Below are 19,241 nucleotides of genomic sequence, written 5' to 3' on the forward strand. Positions count from 1 at the left end.
CAGGCCCGCACCCTCGGAAACCGAGAGCACGGGCCGACGAACACGAAACTATTGATCCATCGCGTTCTGGATCTTCGGCATGTTCTGCCAAATCGACTTTGCATACTGCTGCGCGCCAGGTGTCTTCCAGTACTTGGCGCCGCCATTGTACATGGAGATCAGATTCATCTTGTCCTGCGTGTTCATTTCGTCCGGTGACATACCAGTCGAATCATGATTGAGCTGCGCCAGATACATCCCCGCGATTCGAATGGCTCCGCGCGGATCCTGAAGGGTTCCCTTGAGCAAACGTATCTGATCACCATCGAGAGATCCGGTATAGCCGAGCACATCGGCAGCCACCACGAGCTGGGTCGACAGCGGACCGAATGACGTTTCCTGGGCCGGCTTGGTCAGCGGACCCGACCCGGGAAACGGATTTATGGACCTCTCTGCGTACGCAGCCGAATCGACCATATCCGACGGTCCGCCCACTTCCATGAAGGCAACCCCCGCCAGGACCTCCTCCGGAATTCCCAGGTCGTATGCCACGGTCGCTATTTCGTCATTGTAGTAGCGAATCCATTGCAGACGGAACCCTTCCAGCTTCTTTTTGCCCATCTCCGAAAGCCAATTCGTGGTCCATTCTCCGAACGAAGAGTCGCCGAAGAACCCCATGATGCGGCTGCGCGCCGCCGGCAGGAGGCCACCCTTCCAGCCGATGAAGTCCGCGAAATTCCAAGTGAGCAGCGGCTTGTCGATGAGCGAGGCGCGATAGAGCACCTCTTTGTGTTTCGGGCTGGTCCCCTCACCCGACCGGGTCTGGCCCGGCCACCTCTTGCCCACTCGGACACGGCACTCGTCGTAATCGCTGCACGTTCCCTTGCGCCACTCGCCGACGGCGTCGAAGTCCTGACCGTTCCGGTCGTCGTGACCGTCGTTGGTGCAGGGCTTGGTTACGTCGTTGTCCACCCATGCCACACAGATGAGACCCGTGGGGTCGCTGAAGGTGACGGGGTTGTTGTTCGCGTAGGAATAGCTCTGCATTTGTTGCGGATCGGACAGGTCCATGATCGGGTCGACGCTGATGAATCGACCGAGAGTCGGGTCGTACTCGCGCGCCCCGACGTGGGTCAGGCCCGTCGAGTCCATCGGCTTTCCGAGGAAGCCCTTGTCGTCCGGCCATTGACCGTTGGCCTGCGTCGGCTGGGGGCCGCGCCCGTCGCCGAAGGGCTTGCTCTGCCGACGGGTGACGGCGAGGGTCACCGAGTCGAGCGTGGTGGTGCCGGTGCCGTGGTGGTCGGCCGCCATATAGACGGGAGCACTCGTCCCGGTCCGCACCACGGTGGCCCCGCCCGCGGTCGGGTAACAGCGGATACCGATGACGGGGCCGCTGCCGTCGGTCTTCGTGGTGAGTTCGTCGGCGCCGAGGTAGAGCGTGGTCTTGCCCGCCTCTCGACGAATGATGCGGTTGCCGTCGGCATCGTTGACATAGTCGCTGTCGCCGGCCGCCGACGTCACCTTGGCGAGTTTGTTCTCCTCGTTCCACGTAAGCGTCTGGCTCTGGCCGGCGTTACCCGAACGCGTCACGGTGTTGCCCGACGCGTCGTACGTCAGGGTCGAGGTGGTCGGCTGACCGGCGCCGGTCCTGACCGTGACACTGTCGACGGTGTGCGTCCGGGTCACCCCCGCTCGCTCGCGGAAGCCGTACTGGGTGATCGTGTTCTTGGCAGGGTCGTCGGTGGGGTCGTGGTCGGTCAGCTTGATGCGATTGCCGACAACGTCGTACTCGAAGGACTGCCAGTAGGCGTCCGGTCCGCCGACGATGTCCTTGACCGGGGCCTGGCTCACGCATCCGCCGATCCCGGGAACGCTGGGGGCGCTTGCGGTTGTTGTGCCTGCGGTGTCGGTCCAGGCCTCCTTCAGTCGGCGTGCGCCGTCATAGGCGAAGCACTGGGTGTCGGTCGAAGCACCGTCCCGCACGGTCTTGATCGAGGTGATGTCACCGGAGGGCTTGTAGGTGTAGGACTTGGCGTCCACGCTCGCGGTGGTCGCCGTCTGCTTGTCCCAGTTGGTCGACAACAACCGGCCCGTGGCCTGATCGAAGGTGCTGGTGAACGCGGCTTGCCGGGGCTCGGCCCCCAGGACGGCACGCACGTTGCGGCCGAAGACGTCGTAGTTCGACCAGTTCAGATACGAGTCGCCCGTGGTACTGCCGACCGTGGCCAGTTGGCCCGTCGGCTTGTAGGCATAGGTCACCGCCTCGTCCGGCAACCCGCCGACGGCCGGCAGGTAGGTGTAGGTCGGCTTGCCGGTGACCGGCTCGTAGTCCGTCTGCGTCTCGTAGATACCGGCGAGCTTGCCCTCGACCGCGGGAATGGTTATCCGCGTACCGATGGGGCGATAGGAGTCCGTGGCGAATCCGGTGACCTCACTGACATACCGGGCACCGTTCTGCCCGCCGACGTAGCGAGTGGATCCGTCCGAACGCCCCTTGGCGAAGCGGTCGTACGACCAGGATGCGAGGAGATTCTCCGGAGATGCGTCGGCACCCTTGAAGAGGCCCGTCCTACGGCCCAGGTCGTCGTACGTGAAGGTGAGCCGCCTGCCCCGGGCGTCGGTGGTGCCGACGACTCGTCCGACCTTGTCGTAGCTGGAGGTGGCCTTGCCCTTGTCAGGGTCGTCCGTCTCGATCACCCGGCCGAGGAAGTCGTACGTGTACGTCCACGTGTTGCCACCCGCGTCGGTCACCTTGCGGAGTCGGTCGCGACCGTCGTACTGGTAGGCGATCGCGGAGAAATCGTCGCCCGACGGCGTCTCGCCACGATAGCGGCGCAGTTGCTCGACCTTGCCGCGAGCGTTCGTGAATGACCTCGTCGCGGTGCCCCCCGCACTGGGCGTCACCGCGATCTGGTCGGCACCCGGGTACTCGTTTCGCGATTCCCATTGTTTGACGCCCAGCGAGGTGAACGTCTCGGCGATCACGCGTCCCATGCCGTCGTAGACCACGGCGGCCTGTGCGGGGACCTCGTTGTCATTGGCGATGAACACCGAAGCGGAGGGAGCCGATGTGTTGTCGAAATATGCCTGATTGGTCTTCAGCGTGCGGCCGAGGCTGTCGTAGAACGTATCCGTGACCAGTCGACCGGTGGCGCCGTTGGACGTGTCGAGTTGGGTCTGGCGCTCCTGTAGGAAGGCGCCCCTGAGGGTCCGCGTCGTCGTGTACTGCCCATCGGTCCGCAGTGTCTTGGTGGTGACCACCGAAGGGGAGGTCTTGTTGACCTCGTAGGAGAACCGGGAGTTCGCGGTCTGACCACCCGCCTTCGACCTGCCGGGCTGCCACACCGCCAACACGCGCCCCAGGGCGTCGTATTCCTGCTCCGCGACCAGCCCGTTCACGTCCACGGACTTGACCGGGAGGTTACGCGAACCGGCGAACTCCTGCACGACCTGCCAACCCTTGGGATTGGTGACCGTCGTTCGCGTCGGGGGCGAACCGTCGGCCGGTTCGTAGGTCGTCGTGGTGACCTTGTCCTCCGCGTCGGTCTCCCTGGTCACCCGGCCGTACGCGTCGAGCTCGGTCTTGGCCATTCCGGTCCACTCGGGCGTGCCGTCGGCCCGGAAGGCAATCGCCGCCTCCGCGGACGTGGCATCACCCAGAGCGCCGATCTGACCCAACGGCAACTTGTCGTAGAACGTGCGTGTCAGGGCGTAGATCGTGTCCTTCGTCGGAGTCGCGGCGCATTCGCCGACGAAGGAGGTGACCTCGGTCGGCTTGCCGATGATCCAGGCCGTGGTGTTGTGCGCGTACACCGTCTGTCCGCAGTAGGTCGGCAGACCCTGTGCGAAGTTCGCAACGGCCGTCTCGAGGCCATAGGTCGTGTCGTACGTGGAAGACTTGCCGCTGCTTCGCCACGTGCCGTCCGCGAGCAGGGCGCGGGCGAGAGTCCGCTCCGTACGCGTCATCCGGGCGCTGAGATCCGGGAGATCCCGCGCCCGCTTGTGAGTCGCGACGATCGGCGAGAGCCACGGCTTGGTGGAATCGGTCGCCACGACCTTGTTGCCGACGCCCGCGCCATCGTAGGTGCGCGTCTCGTAGGTGAAGCCCTGAAGAGCGTTGTCGTCCGTGATGACCGCGCCGGCGGAGTCGGTCACGGTCACCGACCGCTTGGTGGCGTCCGCCTTGAAATCGCCGTCCATTCCTCGCAGATACAGCGCCGAGGATTGCGTGATCGTGTCCGGTGCGACCCCCGAACGAGTGACGACCTCGGCATATCCGCGGAAGTCGTTCCACGTCCGGCGGTTCTTGGACGTCGGCCTGGCGGCTTCCTTGTCCTCGGTCAGTTCGGCGTCGTCGCGATGCCACGCCGCGCCGCCCAGATACTCGTATCTGGTCGACTTGTCCGGCGCGCCGGTGGTCGGGTCCTGTTCGGTGACCTCAGCGACGGTGTACTTGTGGAACCAGTGCAGCACCGTTTCGGAGTCGCTGTAGCTCCACCAGACCGGGTAGCACGCCTTGCTGTTGGTATCCGGAGCGGGCAGGTTGGTCGGAGTGCATTCGGCCGGGTTGTAGCGGAACGTGGTCGGTCCGCCGGTCTCGTTGGTGACCGTGGTGATCCGGCGCCGATTCATCGGGGGCGCCATGTCACCCCCCGCGTCGACCCGGTTCGCCATGAACGTGCCGGTGAAGTCCTGCGACGGCAGGGTGATCTTCTTGGAACCGTCGAATCCGGTGCGCGTCACCGATTTCAGCCACAGGGTCGCGGTGGAGCCGTCCCCCGGGTCGGGGTAGTCCTGGTCGAGCGCGAACTCGTCCAGGGTTTCAAAGGCCCCCGCGCGCAGGATCTGCGTGGTGATCTTCGTCAGTCGACGAGTCGACCAGAACGTGGGAGCGAACTGCTGGCACGTATCGGTGCCTCCGCACACCTTGTCGACCGGGACATCGGGCCACTTGCTCGCGTTGTCCTTCGTCATCCTGCTCGGGTCGCAATCGAACCCGTCCTTCTTCAGGCAGCGTTCGGCGGTCTCGAAGAGTACCTGCGCGGTCGGCTGCGCGGTGCCGTTCCGCTTGGAGCCGTACGTGATCTTCGCAAGCACGCCACCGCGGGTGTAGGGGGTGAGCGTGCCGGACCCTACGGCGTAGGCTCCGCGCATGTAATTGTTGGTCTCCGCGTTGTAGACGTACGTCGTCAGCCCGCCGCGTGCGTCGATGACGTAGTCGAGGTTCCACCGCCAAGCCTGCTGACACCAGGAAGCGTCGAATCCGGCCGGCTTGTTGCAGGGTTCACCGGCGTTGTTCCCGTAAATGGGCAGCGTCCACGCGGAGTTGCTCGCCGCGTCGCTGTTGTCGCCGCCGGGCTTGTGCCCGATACCGAAGAAGTACTGGGCACCGTCGGGGCCGGTCAGCTTCCAGTGTTCGCCGTCGTTGTCACCGTTGCCCGCGCCGGTGAGCAGTTCGAGCCGGGAACCGTCGCCATCGGCGGAGCGCCAGATTCCGGTTGCGTCGTCGCGCACCAGAGCCGAGCTGCGGCCGTTCAAGGACATCGTCAAGGTGTTCTGACCGGACCAGCACTTCTCTCCGGTCTTGACCTGTCCGTCGCGCTCGCAGTCCTGGAAGGATCGCTCGACGAACCCCGGCGAATAGTCCCAGCCCTCACCGATCCACGACGCTTGGTTGTTGGTCGAGGTTCCCTTCCCGTCGATGGCCGCCGAACTGTAGGACAGGTTGATCTGCGGCGTGGAACTGCCGATGGCACCGGGCACGGTGATCGGATAACTCCAGCCCATCGAACCGGAGTTGCCACCCGCCGTCCACGTGCCGGTCAAGCTCAGCGAGGTGGCCTTGAAGTCGCCCGAAGGGCCGGCGTCGGCCGCTGCCGCGGCGAGGACCATCCGACCGGTACGCGCCTGTCCCGAAGCGGGCAACTCCACCGACGCGCTCACATTACGGTTCGTGGGGTTGTTGCGGGACGTGGTGATCGGGGTCTTGGTGCGGCAGGACGGTTGGTCCGGGGTGGTGAGGGCGCACTCGGGGAGGGCGAACAGGCGCAGCCGGGTGGACCAGTCGGCGCCGAAGGCGTCGCGGAAGCCGGCGTAGTCGACCGAGACGGTGACTCGACCGGCGTCGGTGCGGCCGTCCGTACGGGCGACGCTCAGGAGCACGCCGTCGACGCCCACCTTCTCCGCGGCGGCGCGGTCGGCGACGGTGACCCGTACCTTGCCGGGTGCGACAGCCGTCGCGTTCGGGGCCGCCGGGGCGGCGTGGTCGACGAACGGCGACGGTGCGGAAGACGGGGTGGTCACCCGGATCGGGCTGTCGGCCACCCTGCCGTCCGAGGGGGCCGCGTACAGGGCGGAGAATGCCGACGAGCGCGGCGCGGTGGACTCCGGGGCGGGCACGGCCTCGGCGTCGAGTGCCTTGGGCCACGTGACCTTCGCCGGCTTCCACGACCCGTGCCCGTCACCTGCCGGCGCCCGCACGTTCGGCTTCGGCGCCGTGACGCCCTTCACCGGTTTCGTTGTGGGCAGCGGTCCCGGCGACCACTTCGGTGCCCGGTCCTCCGACACGATCCACGACTGTGCCTGCGCCGGACCCGCCGCGGCGAGGAGGGCGAATACGGTTCCGGCCACCACGATTCCTCGGGCTCGCCGTCGTCCCGGTCCGCGCCTCGGTCGCGAGATACCGCCGGCCTCCCAGGGCCACATGCCTATGCCACGCACTCTGTCGACCGCCGTTCCCGCCCGCCACCGGCAGACGCAAGATCAGATGGGAAGCGCAACGTAGGGCCTGGAATCCCTTACGGACAACGGCAGTTCCCCGGGCTGCTGTGATACCTGTCACTACAACTTCGCAGGCTCTTCAGATGTCCTCGGTTGATCGAAAGGGTGCAGCTGCTATCAAAAGCGGATGGTTAGTTGGCTTGCTTTCAGCCAAAGACCATTAGTCGACTCGGCCATATACATACCGTGAAGTAGGTCACAGGAAAGTCATGTTGCCGCCCCTCGACACCGGCCCATAGGTTCCGCGCATCTGTATGCGGCTCACCCGCCCCATTCCCGCCAGGCTCAGGAGACTTGCCCATGGGGCAGGCGCGCCCGCACCCCCGAAACCGTCCTCGCCGGTCGCCGACGGTTCGCGGATTGTCTGTGCCGGCGCTCGTGCCCGCGCCCCCATCCGCACCCACATCCGGGCACGCGCACGCCAAATGCCCACCGCCATACCGGAGTCGGCCGAACCGAGAATCCCCCGGAACTCCGGCCCTTCACGCGCCGGTGTTGTCAACCCCGAGCAGGAGCAAGCCTTATGGGGCATCCACCCCCGCGTAGCCAACGAATACGTCCCAGCCTGTCGGCCGCCGTGTGCGGGCTGGTCGGGCTCACCCTCACCTGCGGTGTCCTGGCGCCCGTCGCCCAGGCCGCACCCGCCACGCCCGGCGCGGCCGCCGTCAAGCCCGTCGCCGCATCGGCAGACCCACAGGATCCGACCCCCGCCGCCAAGGCCGAGGCGGAGCAGAGCGCCTCCGCCAAGGCCCGGGCCACGAAGCAGCCGGTGCCGGTGCCGGCGCTGACCACCGAGACCGACACGGTCACCGCGTTGCCGGACGGCACGATGTCGCTCAAGCGGACCATCGTGCCCACCCGGACGAAGAAGACCGGCACGTGGGTCGACCTCGACGCGACCCTGCGGCCCTCCGCCGACGGCAGGGTCCGCCCGGTCAGCACCACCGACGACCTCGTCCTGGGCGGCGGCGGCAACGACGTCCTCGCCTCGATCACCAGCAACGGTCGTACCCTCGCGCTGACTTGGCCCGGAACCCTGCCCAAGCCGGTCCTCGAAGGCTCCTCCGCGCTGTACCCGAGCGTGCTCCCGGACGTCGACCTCAAGGTCACCGCCGCCAAGCAGGGCGGCTTCGCCCACACCCTGATCGTCAAGACCCCCCAGGCCGCGAAGAACCCCAAGCTGGCCACCCTCAGGCTCGGCACCAGCACCACCGGGGTCACACTCGCCGAGAACAGCGACGGCTCGCTGGTGGCCAAGACCGCCGACGGCGCACCGGTGTTCGTCGCACCCACTCCGCAGATGTGGGACTCGCGCACCACCCCCACCGACCCGGCCGCCGCGCGGTCGGCCATTGCGCAAAGTGCGTCGGCGGGCAACGTGCCCCAGGGCGAACCGACTTCGGACGCGCACCGCCCCGGCGCACACGCCCGCACCGCCGACCTCGACACCACGGTCGACGCCAAGTCCCTGACCCTCGCCGCCGATGCCTCGCTGCTCGCCGCGCCGGACACGGTCTTCCCCGTCTACATCGACCCCACCTGGGGCCGCTGGGCGGAGACCTGGGGCTGGGCCCAGTCGGCCTACCCCACCACGCCCGGTCGCGACAACACCAAATACCAGCCCGGCGTGGGCTACCAGCAGTGGCCGCCGGACAAGAAGGGCCTGGAACGCTCCTTCTTCCGCGTGCCCATCGGACTGGCCGGCACCGACATCATCGGCGCCACCTTCAGCGTCAAGCAGGTCGACTCGGCCATGCACTCGTGCACCGATTCCCCACAACCGGTCTACCTCAACCAGGTCACCGGCACCCTGGACAACTACACCAACTGGAACAACCAACCCGCCGGCAACCGCACCGCCTGGGCGAGCGGTTCCTTCCCCGGCTCCAGCGCCGACGACCACTGCGCCCCGCGCATGCTCGACTTCACCGTCACCGACCAGATCGCCGCACGTCTGGGCACCCCCTCGGTGATCCTGGCGGTGCAGGGCAACGAGAGCCAGGTCAGCGGCAACAACGGCTTCAAGCGGGTCTCCCGCGAGCCCGCCGACACCGTGCTCTCGGTCAACTACAACACTGCGCCGAACCCGCCGACCAACCTGCGTACCGACCCCGCGCCGATCAACGGTGCCGCGTCCGGGAATTGCGGCTACATCGGGCTGCTCAACCAGGATGTCGGGCGACTTCGCATGTTCGCCGACCGCAACGACCCCGACGGCGACGACGGCGACCTGTGGTTCGCACTCGACGAGATGACGGACACCGGCAAGACGGAGATCTGGAACAGCGGTTGGACCTCATGGGGGCCCAACGGCGCCACCGGATCGGCCGACGTGCCCGCCGCCCTGCTCAAGGCGGGCAAGCGGTACCAGACCAGCGTCAAGGGTGGCGACGGACGGCGTCCCTCCGGTTGGACCGACGGCTGCGTGTTCACCGTGGACGGCACCGTCCCGACGGTGGGCGAGGTGACCAGCATCGACTTCCCGAAAAACGGCGGCAACAAGACCACCGACAACACCGGCACGTTCTACGTCGATGCCGCCGACGTCGACTCCGGCGTCGGCCGCGTCGAGTTCGCCCTCAACTCGACCCTGCCGGTCGGCGAAGCCCCCACCGCGACCTGGGACGAGAAGGTCGGCAAGTGGCGGATCACGGACCTGTACGTGTCGCGGTGGGGCACCAACACTCTCACGGTGCGCGCGGTGGACCAGGCCGGCAACCGCTCCCAGTCCTTCGTCTACGAGTTCTACGCGCCCGGCAATCCGAACGCGCGGACCGAACTGGGCGACATCAACGGTGACACCCGGATCGACATGCTCGCCGTGAACGACGCAGGCGATCTGCGGATGTACGACGCCGCCACCGACCCGACCACCGGCGGGCGCACCACCTCCCTCGCCGCCCAGGGACCGAAGCGGACCGCCACCAACGCCCCCACCTGGACCGGGGCTTTGGTCGCCCACCGGGGCGGCGCGGGTGTCACCAAGGACGACCTGTTCGTCCACGACGGCAGCAGCCTGTACGTCTACCGCAACAGCGACGGCTACACCGCGCTGCCCAAGCCCGGATCGGCCAACAACGGCGGCCAGTTCTACGTCGCCGAAAACCGCGTGCTGGCCACCCGGCCGCCACGCTGCCTCATCGCCGCCACCAACCTCGCCTGCCCCGCCGGCACCCTCGCCGCCAACTGGACCAAGGTCAAGCAGATCGTCGCCCCCGGCGACGTCGACGGCGACGGCAGACTCGACCTGATCACCGTCGAAGGCGACACCAACCAACTCTTCCTCTTCACCGGCAACGGCACCCCCGGCCAGTTCAACCCCTACGCCAAACTCCTCAGCACCGCCAACTGGGCCGACCGCGACATCATCGCCCCCGGCGACGTCACCGCGGACGCCCGCCCGGACCTGTGGGTCCGCGACCGCACCACCGGCAAGCTGTACCAGTACCCCTCGCACAAGATCTCCCCCACGCTCACCGACGTCGCCGCACTGGGCGACGACAGTCGGCGGGTGCAACTCGCCGCCGACATGACCACCGCCGTCTATCCCGGCCTGCACGCGGACGGCGACCTGGACGGCGACAAGATCGCCGACCTGTGGGCCGAGGGCCCCGGTGGCAGCCTCTACCTCATCCGAGGCAACCCGGCAGGCAGCGCCACGGCCTTCGGTACGGCCCAGTTGCTGGCCAACAGCCAGACACCGTGGACGACCTGCAAGCCGTTCGCCACCGCGTTCGACGCGTCGAAGACCTTCGACATCTGCGGTCCGATCCTGGCCAAGTACGAGGCCCTGGGCGGGCCCGGCGGCCCGATGCGGCTGCCCACCACACCGGTGCGGGAGGACGGCCAGGGCGGCAGGTTCGTCGACTTCCAGGGGACTTCGAACGATGCGACCTTCGGCTGCATCAACTGGTCGCCCTACACCGGCGCCTGGTTCCAGCACGGCGGCACCCGGCAGAAGTGGCTCGACAGCGGCGGCCTCACCGGGCCGCTGGGCTACCCGGTCTCGGACGAGATCACCGTCCGCGACGGTGCGGACCAGGTCGTGGGCTGGATCAGTCGCTACGGCGGTACCCCCGCGGGCGGGGCAGGTGCTGTGACCTGGGACGGCCGTACCGGCGCGCACGTCATCACCGGTCCGATCTACGACCGTTGGCAGTCGATGGGCGGCCCGCTCAGCAGGCTCGGGTTCCCCGAGATGGACGTGAGCCCGACCACGCTCAAGCCCGGCAAGTACGTGAACTTCCGTATCCCCACGGCCACCGCGAGTACGGGCTCGATCTACTGGTCGGCCGCGACCGGCGCCTGGCCGGTCTACGGGGCCAACCTCACCGTGTGGGCCGCGCAGCGATGGGAGGGCGGCTGGCTCGGCTTCCCCACCAGTGACGAGTACCCCGTCACCGGCGGCGTCCGAGGTGACTACGAGGGCGGCTACATCCGCTGGAACGAGTTCGCCGGCGGTTCCGCGGCACACCTCGCCAACGACAAGACGGCCGCTCAACGCAGCGAATTCGCCGGGGACTTCGACGGCGACCACCGCGCCGATGTACTCACCGTCTACGACTTCGGCTCGGAGACCACGGGCTTCTACGTCGCATCGGGCAACGCCGACGGCACCGTGGGCGCCCCCAGGAGGGCATGGACCAGCCACTACGGCTGGTTCGACAGCACCCGGGCCAAGTTCGCGATCGGCGACTTCGACGGCAACGGACGCGCCGACATCGGCGCGCTGTACGGCTACCCGAACGGCAGCACCCGGCTGTTCACGTTCCTGTCCCGCGCCGACGGCACCTTCGAGGAAGGCGTCCCCAGCGCATACACGCCTCCCGGCAACTGGGAGTGGGCCAAGGCCCAGTTCCTGGCCGGCGACTTCAACGGCGACGGACGCGCCGACACGGCGATGATCTACGACCACGGGAACGAGGCGGCCGCCGCCTACACCTGGATCAGCAAGGTCGACGGCAGTGGCACCTTCACCGACGCGTTCGCGAGTTGGCAGAGCGGCCCCGGGAATTGGGTGCAGCCACGCGGGAAGTACGTGGCCGGTGACTTCGACGGCGACGGTCGCGCCGACATCGGCGCGATGTACGGCTACGGCGACCTCAATGGCGGAGCCGTCGCACTGTTCACCCTCAAGTCCCGCCCGGACGGCGGATTCGACGACCCGGTGAAGTCGTGGAACGTGCCCGTGGGGAACTGGGAGTGGAACCGGGTCATCCTCTCCGCCGGCGACTACAACGGCGATCACCGCGCCGACATCGCCGCGACCTACGATTATGGAGGCGACACGACCGGCATCTTCACCTTCGCGGGCAACACCGACGGTAGCTTCACCACCGACGTGCGTGCCTGGAAGTCCGCCACCGGCACCTGGGACAGCAAGTGGGCCATGCCCACCTCCGGTGACTTCAACGGCGACGGACACGCCGACATCGGCGCCATGTACGACTGGAGCGACGGCAGCAGCACCTTCAACACGTTCCTCGGCAAGGCCGACGGCACGTTGGAGAATCCCTTCCAGGCATGGCGGGCCGCACCCGGCACCTGGTAACCACAGGGCAACACCGGCACACCCATGAGCGGCGGGCCCGGCACATCACGTGCCGGGCCCGTTCGCGTGTCCGCGCAGTGCGACGCCCGGCGGCCGCCGCCGGTCACTCGAAGTCGGTCGCGTCCCGGGTGCCGCCGCGTACGAGGACGGGTCGGCGGCCAGGTCGCGGATCAGGGTGAGGGTGTAGGACTCGATCGCGGTGACCAGGAGGCGATACAGGCGGCGCCGCGGGCGCATCCCCACGCAAGGCGGAATGGGCGCGCCCCGCCAAGGTTCACACCTCGGCGGCCAGTCGCCAACCCGCAACCGGCAACCGGCAACCGGCAACCGGCAACCGGCACATCATCGACTGCCGGAGGACGTGGTCAGGCCGGCTGCCACAGCTCGATCCGGTTGCCCTCGGGATCGGTGACCCAGCCGAATCGACCGACTCCCGCCATGTCCTGCGTCGCCGTGGTCACGTCCGCTCCCTTGGCGCGCAGTTGGGCGAGCATCGCATCCAGGTCGCGGACCCGGAAGTTGATCATGGTTTGCTGGGTACGGGACCCGAAGTAGTCGGTCTCCGACTCGAACGTTGCCACCACCGTCGGCCCGGCTTCCTGATGCCACAGGCCGTTCTCGTCGGTGTCGAGACCCAGGCAATCGCGATACCACGCGCCCAGCGCCACCGGGTCGGCGGCGCGCACGAAGTAACCACCGATTCCAAGCACGTGTTCCATGTCGCCATCCTGCCAGGACGGCGACCGAGCAGGCCGGCACCACGCCATCGTCCATGCCGGACGGCGGGCTCCTCCTCCCGTCGGTCGCGCATCGTCCCTGCGACCCCGCGGCCACCGGCGTCGCGGTGATGGGTTCGGGTTCGGCGACCACCTCCGAGTGCCCGGCCGAGGCCGGACATCCGCGCATGAGGAAGGCCGGGAGGCGGCCACTCACCGCGCTCCCGGCCTTCCGATCAGGTGGGCTACTTGAGCCCGTTGTCGACCGCGGTCATCAGCACTCCGGTGTCTCCGCTCATCTCCCAGAGCATTGCGCCCAGGAGGTTCTTGGTGCGGAGCCAGGCCGTCTTCTTACCGATGGACCACGCGTCGTCGAAGGTCCACCATTGGCCGTTGTTGCCGGTGTAGCCGTAGGTCGACACCGACTGCTCGTCGTGGTAGACGGTCAGGTTCGGTACCGACGCGATCAGGTTGGCGTAGCCCCTGGTGCCGGACTCCTCCGGGAACTGCCCCGGCGCGGCACCGTTGGCGGCCTGCCATTCACCGTGCGCCCCACCGTCCGTGACCTGTTGCCAGCCACGGCCGTAGAAGGCGAGCCCGAGCACCAGCTTGCGCGGGTCGACGCCCTGGTCCAGGTAGTACTGGACGGTGGATTCCACGCTGAACTTGGTCGGGTACGGGTCCCCCGCGTCGACGTACAGGTTGCCCTGGTCGCCGGTGCGGTTGGGTTCCCAGCTGTTGTCGCTGCCGGAACCGTGGAAGTCGTAGCCCTGGACGTTGGCGAAGTCCATGTAGTCGAACACGCTGGGCGTGCCGTCCCGCGTGCTGATGTCCCAACCCGCGTCGATCTTGCCGGGGTCGGCCGGGGTGAACGCGGTGAGCAGGTAGTGCTTGCCCGTGGTCGTGGTCAGCGCTTCCATCTGCTTGCGGAACTCGGCCATCAGCAGGGTCAGGTTGTTCTTGTCGGCGGTCGAGATGTGGTTGCCGGCGTGACCCTCGGAGCCGGGCCACTCCCAGTCGATGTCGAACCCGTCGAAGACACCCGCCGCGACACCGGTTCCGCCGCGTCCGTTGGTCACCGGCAGGTTGCCCTTGATGTACATGTCCACGCAGGACTTCACGAACTTCTGCCGCGATGCTTCGGTCTTGGCGGCGTCCGAGAAGTACTTGCTGTACGTCCAGCCTCCGATCGAGATCAGCGTCTTCAACTTCGGGTACTTGGCCTTGAGTTGCAGCAGCTGGTTGTAGCTTCCGGCCAGCGGCTGGTTCCAGGTGTCGGCGGTCCCGTTCACGGACTCGCCCGCGCCGACCGAACGTTCGTAATCGGCCCACGAATCGCCCGCGCCGTCACCCTGGTTGGGATCCTGCGGTCCCGGGGTGGTGGCTCGGGTGACCCCGTTGAGACAGGTCAGGTTGGTGGGATCGATGTTGGAGAAGGCGTAGTTGAGGTGGGTAAGCTTGGCCGCTGCGCCGGAGGTGTCCAGCGACTTCATCGTGTAGGCGCGTCCGTAGATACCCCACTGTACGAAGTAGCCCACCCGCACGTAGTCGTTGCCGGGGGTTCCCCCACCGGTGGTCTTGACCGTGAGCGGCGCACTGGCCGGCCCGGTCTGGTCGAGGGTGTCCCGGGCGACCACCGTGTACGTGTACGTGGTGTTCGCGGTCAGGCCGGTGTCCCCGTAGCCGGTGGTGGTCACCGTCGCGAGCTTGGTCGCGCCTCGGTAGACGTCGTAGTTCTTGATGCCGTGATCGTCGGTCGCCGCCGCCCAGTTGAGCGTCAGCGAGGTGTCGGTGACCGCGCTCGCCTGGGGAGTGCCCGGCGCGGTCGGCGGGTTGTCGGTGCCGCCGCCCGTCGGCTTGGTGCGCAGCGTGGCGGAGGGGCTTGCCGGGCCGGTCTGGCCGATGGTGTCCCGCGCGACGATCTTGTACGCGTACGCGGTGTCGGCGCTCAGGCCGGTGTCGGTGTACGCGGTTCCGGTGGCCGTGCCGACCACCGTGGCGCCTCGGTAGACGTCGTAGTTCTGGACGCCCTTGTCGTCGGTGGCCGCCGTCCAACTCAGCGAGATCGAGTCGACGGTGGTCGCGGTGGCGGTGGGTTGCCCCGGCGCCGTCGGCGGGTTGTCCGTCGGCGGTGCGCCGTCGCAGGGGCCGCCATTGACCTTACAGTTGCCGGGACTTCCGGGCCCGGAGCCGACGAAGCCGAACTTGGCACTGGCTCCGGGCGCGAGCGAGCCGTTGTACTCACGGTTCTTCGCGGTGATGTGCGAACCGGACTTGGTGATCAGCGTGTCCCAGTACGCGCCCACGGAGGTGCCGGTGGGGAAGTCCCACTCGACTGTCCAGGCCGTGATGGCGGTGGTTCCGGTGTTCTTGATCGTCCACTCCGCCTGGAAGCCGCCACCCCAGTCGGAGGTCTTGGCGAACGTTGCGGTCGCGCCCGCGGCAGCCTGCGCGGGCGCGGCCGACAGGCCGACCATCGCAGCGAGCGGGAGAAGCAGGGAGGCACAGATCGCGATGAATCTCTTGCCTGGTTTGGTGCGTTTGGTGCGCCTCACGGTACCGATGGCCATGGGTGCTCCTGGACTTGGGATCCGATGGAGAACCTGCGCCCCACAATGAGCCGGGATGCCCGGCTCACACAGTAGAGCGAGCGTAATGAAGGTCTGGACCAATAATCAAGGTCTAGACCAGTAGGGATCATCGGAGACCGGGATCGATCGAAATCCGCTCGCCCGGGCGGCATCGTGACGAGCGCGCGGGGCGGCGGGAGCGGAGCGGCGGGAAGGCGAAATCGATCCGGTCCGATTCGATCGCGGGCAAGCGGGCAAGCGGGCGAGCCGGCGCGGGCACGCGGGCGGACGCGCGCAGGGCGGGCGCGAACGTACGCGAGCGGGCACGCAAGCGAGCGCGCGGACACGCGAGCACGCGAACACGCATGCGGGCGCCCGGGCGCGAGCACGCCGGCGGACACGCAGGCACGCGGGCAGGCGCGGACGCGAGCACGCACCCGGACGCGGACACGGACGCGCGCGCGGATGCGCGCGCGAACAGACGCGCAAGCGCAAGGCGAACAGCCCTACCCCCACCCCCGCTTCCCCACCGACGGCTGCCGTTTCGTTGGCCACACTCGATGTTCGACAGGCCTTCACGCAAAATGTGATTTGTGACATGGTACATGTCACGCGGTGGTCCGGACGCTCCCCTTCCGGTCCCCCGCCGCACCAACTGCCTTGCCACCGTTGCGTTTTCGGCGAGGCAGGGACCAGGACCACGCTCGCGCCGATCCCGAAGTCCCCGGAGCGGGACCGGCGACGAACCGCTCATGCCGTGGCACCACCCCTCATCCGGAGGCACGCATCGGCGTGACCTCTGTTCCGCAAGGAGACGGTCTTTGCGAACCAACCTGGCACGACAGGGACTTCGCCGCGTCGCGGTGGTCACCATCTCCCTCGCCATGGGCTTCGGATTGTTCACCCAGCCCGGATCGGCCGCCCCCTCCGATCCGATCGCGGCGACATCGACGGCCCCGGCAACCTCCACGTCGACCTCCACCCCCTCCTCCGTCCCCGGACCGTCGGCCGGCACCGCCCCCAGCGCCCCGGCCGACCAACTCCCGCACACCCAGGGCAAACCGCTACCGGTACCCGACCGACCCCCGCTGTCCGCGTCCGCGTCGGCCACCGCCCGGCGCGACTACGACGACCCATCGGCCGCGGTACTTCCGGCCCGCCCGTCCATGGCCGCCGAGCAACGCGTCGCCGCGGCGGCGACCTGCACAGTCGCCGACTTCGCAAGTCGCACCGGCGCTGCGCTCGTTCAGCAGATCAAGGCGTCGACCACGGACTGCGTCAACACGCTGTTCTCGGTCACCGGGCCCGACGCCTACTCGATCTTCCGTGAGGCGCAGATGACCACGGTCGCCTACGCCCTGCGCGACCTGGCCGGCACCTACCCGGGCAACGGCAGCACCGGCGCCCCGCAGGTCGTGCTCTTCCTGCGGGCCGGCTACTACGTGCACTGGTACAACCAGTCCACCGTGGGCACTTACGGCCCCACGCTGCAAACCGCCATCCGGTCGGGGCTGGACGCCTTCTACGCCAACCCGCACTCCTCCGACGTCACCGACGCCAACGGCGAGACGCTGGCCGAGGCGGTCACCCTGATCGACAGCGCCGAGCAGAACGCCCGCTACCTGTACGTGGTCAAGCGCCTGTTGGCCGGCTACAACAGCTCGTACGACGCGTCCTGGTGGATGAAGGCCGCGGTCAACAACAGCTTCACCGTGCTGTTCCGCGGCCACCAGGTCCCCGAGTTCGTCACCACCGTGCAGGCCGACCCGAGCATCGTCGACGCGGTCGACGCGTTCGCGACCGCGCACCGCGACCTGCTCGGCACCGACCGCGGGTACCTGACCACCAACGCGGGCCGCGAACTGGTCCGGTTCGTCCAGTACCCGACCCTCCAGGCCAAGGTGCGCCCGAAGGTGCGCACGCACCTGCAGGCCACCTCGATCACCGGACCGACCGCGTCGTTGTGGGTCGCACTGGCCGAGGGCACGGACTTCTACGACAAGGCACAGTGTGCCTATTACGACACCTGCAACCTGCAGGCTCGGCTGACCGCGGCCGTGCTGACCGTCGACTACACGTGCAGTGCCGGCATCCGGATCCGCGCTCAGGAGATGACTGCGGCCAACCTCACCGCCGCGTGCACCAGCCTGCGCAACCAGGACGCCTACTTCCACGGCGTGGTCGCGGACAACGGTCCCGTCGCCAACGACCGCAACTCCACCATCGAGGTCGTGGTCTTCGATTCCAGCGACGACTACCAGACCTACGCCGGCGCGATCTTCGGCATCGACACCAACAACGGCGGCATGTACCTGGAGGGCGACCCGAGTGCGGCCGGCAACCAGCCGCGCTTCATCGCCTACGAGGCCGAGTGGACGCGCCCCGCGTTCGAGATCTGGAACCTCAACCACGAGTACACGCACTACCTCGACGGCCGCTTCGACATGGCCGGCGACTTCGACGCCGGCGTCACCACCCCGACCATCTGGTGGATCGAGGGCTTCGCCGAGTACGTCTCCTACTCCTACCGCAATCTGCCCTACGACGCGGCGATCACCGAAGCGGGCAAGCACACCTACGCGTTGAGCACGGTCTTCGACACCACCTACTCCCACGACACGACCCGCATCTACCGCTGGGGCTACCTCGGGGTGCGCTACATGCTGCAAAAGCACCCCGCGGACATCACCCGGCTGCTGGGCTACTACCGGGCCGGCGACTGGACCGGCGCCCGCTCGTTCCTGACGAGCACCATCGGCACCCGCTACGACAGCGACTGGTACACGTGGCTGGCGGCCTGCGCGGCGGGCGACTGCGGCGGCGGTACTCCCGCCAACCGACCGCCGGTGGCCGAGTTCACCAGCGCCGTCAACGGCACCTCGGTCGCCTTCACCGACACCTCCACCGACCCCGACGGCACGATCGCCTCGCGGGCCTGGGACTTCGGCGACGGCACCACCTCGACCGCGGCCAACCCGACCAGGAACTATGCCGCCGGCACCTACACCGTGCGGCTGACCGTGACCGACAACCGGGGCGCCACCGCGAACGTCACGCACACCGTCACGGTCACCGGCGGCGGTGGCGGCCCCGAGTGCACCGACCCCGACACCCGCGTGCTGGGCAAGAACTGCCGGCGCAGCGGCCTGTCGGCGGCGGCCGGCGGGAACGACAAGCTGTACTTCTACATCTACATCCCGGCGGGTACCGCCCGTCTGAACATCACCACCGCCGGCGGTACCGGCAACGCCGACCTCTACTACAACAGTGACGTGTGGGCCACGAACACCGCCTACACCAGCAAGTCCACCGCGACCGGAAATGCCGAGACGTTGACCATCACGGCACCTCCCGAGGGCTACCACTACATCACCCTCCACGCGAAGCAGACCTTCGCCGGCACGTCGGTCACCACCGCCTACTGACCGAACGCGCACCACCCGGTCGACGACACGCACCACGAGTCGACAACGCGCACCACGAGTCGCGCGGCCCACTTCGGGCGGCGACGGGATCCCACCGGGTCTCGTCGCCGCCCGTCGTCGTCGACTCGCGTGGCCCGTCACCGACCCGCGTCGCCCGCCGTGGACCGCGCAGCCCGGCGCCGACTCGAGCACGACGGCTCGGGTCGGAACACCACCTGCC

6 protein-coding genes are annotated in these 19,241 nt (G+C 67.9%); 2 read left to right on the forward strand and 4 right to left on the reverse strand.

The features are described 5' to 3' along the window. Positions 1-48: 48 nt before the first annotated feature. Complete coding sequence (locus ACFZBU_RS15110; protein WP_391583995.1) at positions 49-6,609, reverse strand: RHS repeat-associated core domain-containing protein; 6,561 nt, start codon at positions 6,607-6,609, stop codon at positions 49-51. Between the two features lie 673 nt (positions 6,610-7,282). On the opposite strand from ACFZBU_RS15110, the gene ACFZBU_RS15115 reads away from it, so the two are divergent. Beyond that, positions 7,283-12,310, forward strand: a complete 5,028-nt coding sequence (locus ACFZBU_RS15115; RefSeq protein WP_391583996.1) for an FG-GAP-like repeat-containing protein — start codon at positions 7,283-7,285, stop codon at positions 12,308-12,310. 45 nt (positions 12,311-12,355) lie between these two features. On the opposite strand, the gene ACFZBU_RS15120 is transcribed toward ACFZBU_RS15115, so the two are convergent. The 3 genes from ACFZBU_RS15120 to ACFZBU_RS15130 form a co-directional block, all read right to left on the reverse strand. Then, the gene (locus ACFZBU_RS15120) at positions 12,356-12,553 is read right to left on the reverse strand and encodes a hypothetical protein (protein ID WP_391583997.1); all 198 of its coding nucleotides are present in this window, start codon (positions 12,551-12,553) and stop codon (positions 12,356-12,358) included. Positions 12,554-12,675: 122 nt separating this feature from the next. Beyond that, a complete protein-coding gene (locus ACFZBU_RS15125; RefSeq protein ID WP_391583998.1) occupies positions 12,676-13,029 on the reverse strand; it encodes a VOC family protein in 354 nt (117 codons plus the stop codon). A 242-nt stretch (positions 13,030-13,271) separates the two neighbouring features. Beyond that, positions 13,272-15,596, reverse strand: coding sequence for a glycosyl hydrolase family 18 protein (locus ACFZBU_RS15130; protein WP_391583999.1), 2,325 nt, complete (start codon positions 15,594-15,596; stop codon positions 13,272-13,274). An 821-nt stretch (positions 15,597-16,417) separates the two neighbouring features. Here ACFZBU_RS15130 and ACFZBU_RS15135 point away from each other — a divergent pair. Next, entirely contained in the window at positions 16,418-19,021 is a 2,604-nt protein-coding gene (locus tag ACFZBU_RS15135; RefSeq protein ID WP_391584000.1) for a collagenase, read from the forward strand. The last annotated feature ends 220 nt before the right edge of the window (positions 19,022-19,241 follow it).

It is taken from the genome of Embleya sp. NPDC008237 (genome assembly GCF_042956465.1).
GTDB lineage: Bacteria > Actinomycetota > Actinomycetes > Streptomycetales > Streptomycetaceae > Embleya.

What these genes read in the sequence shown, in the direction of transcription:
- ACFZBU_RS15115 (WP_391583996.1), top strand. Translation starts at nt 7,283, where the DNA reads ATGGGGCATCCACCCCCGCGTAGCCAACGAATACGTCCCAGCCTGTCG.
- ACFZBU_RS15125 (WP_391583998.1), bottom strand. Translation starts at nt 13,029, where the DNA reads ATGGAACACGTGCTTGGAATCGGTGGTTACTTCGTGCGCGCCGCCGAC.
- ACFZBU_RS15130 (WP_391583999.1), bottom strand. Translation starts at nt 15,596, where the DNA reads ATGGCCATCGGTACCGTGAGGCGCACCAAACGCACCAAACCAGGCAAG.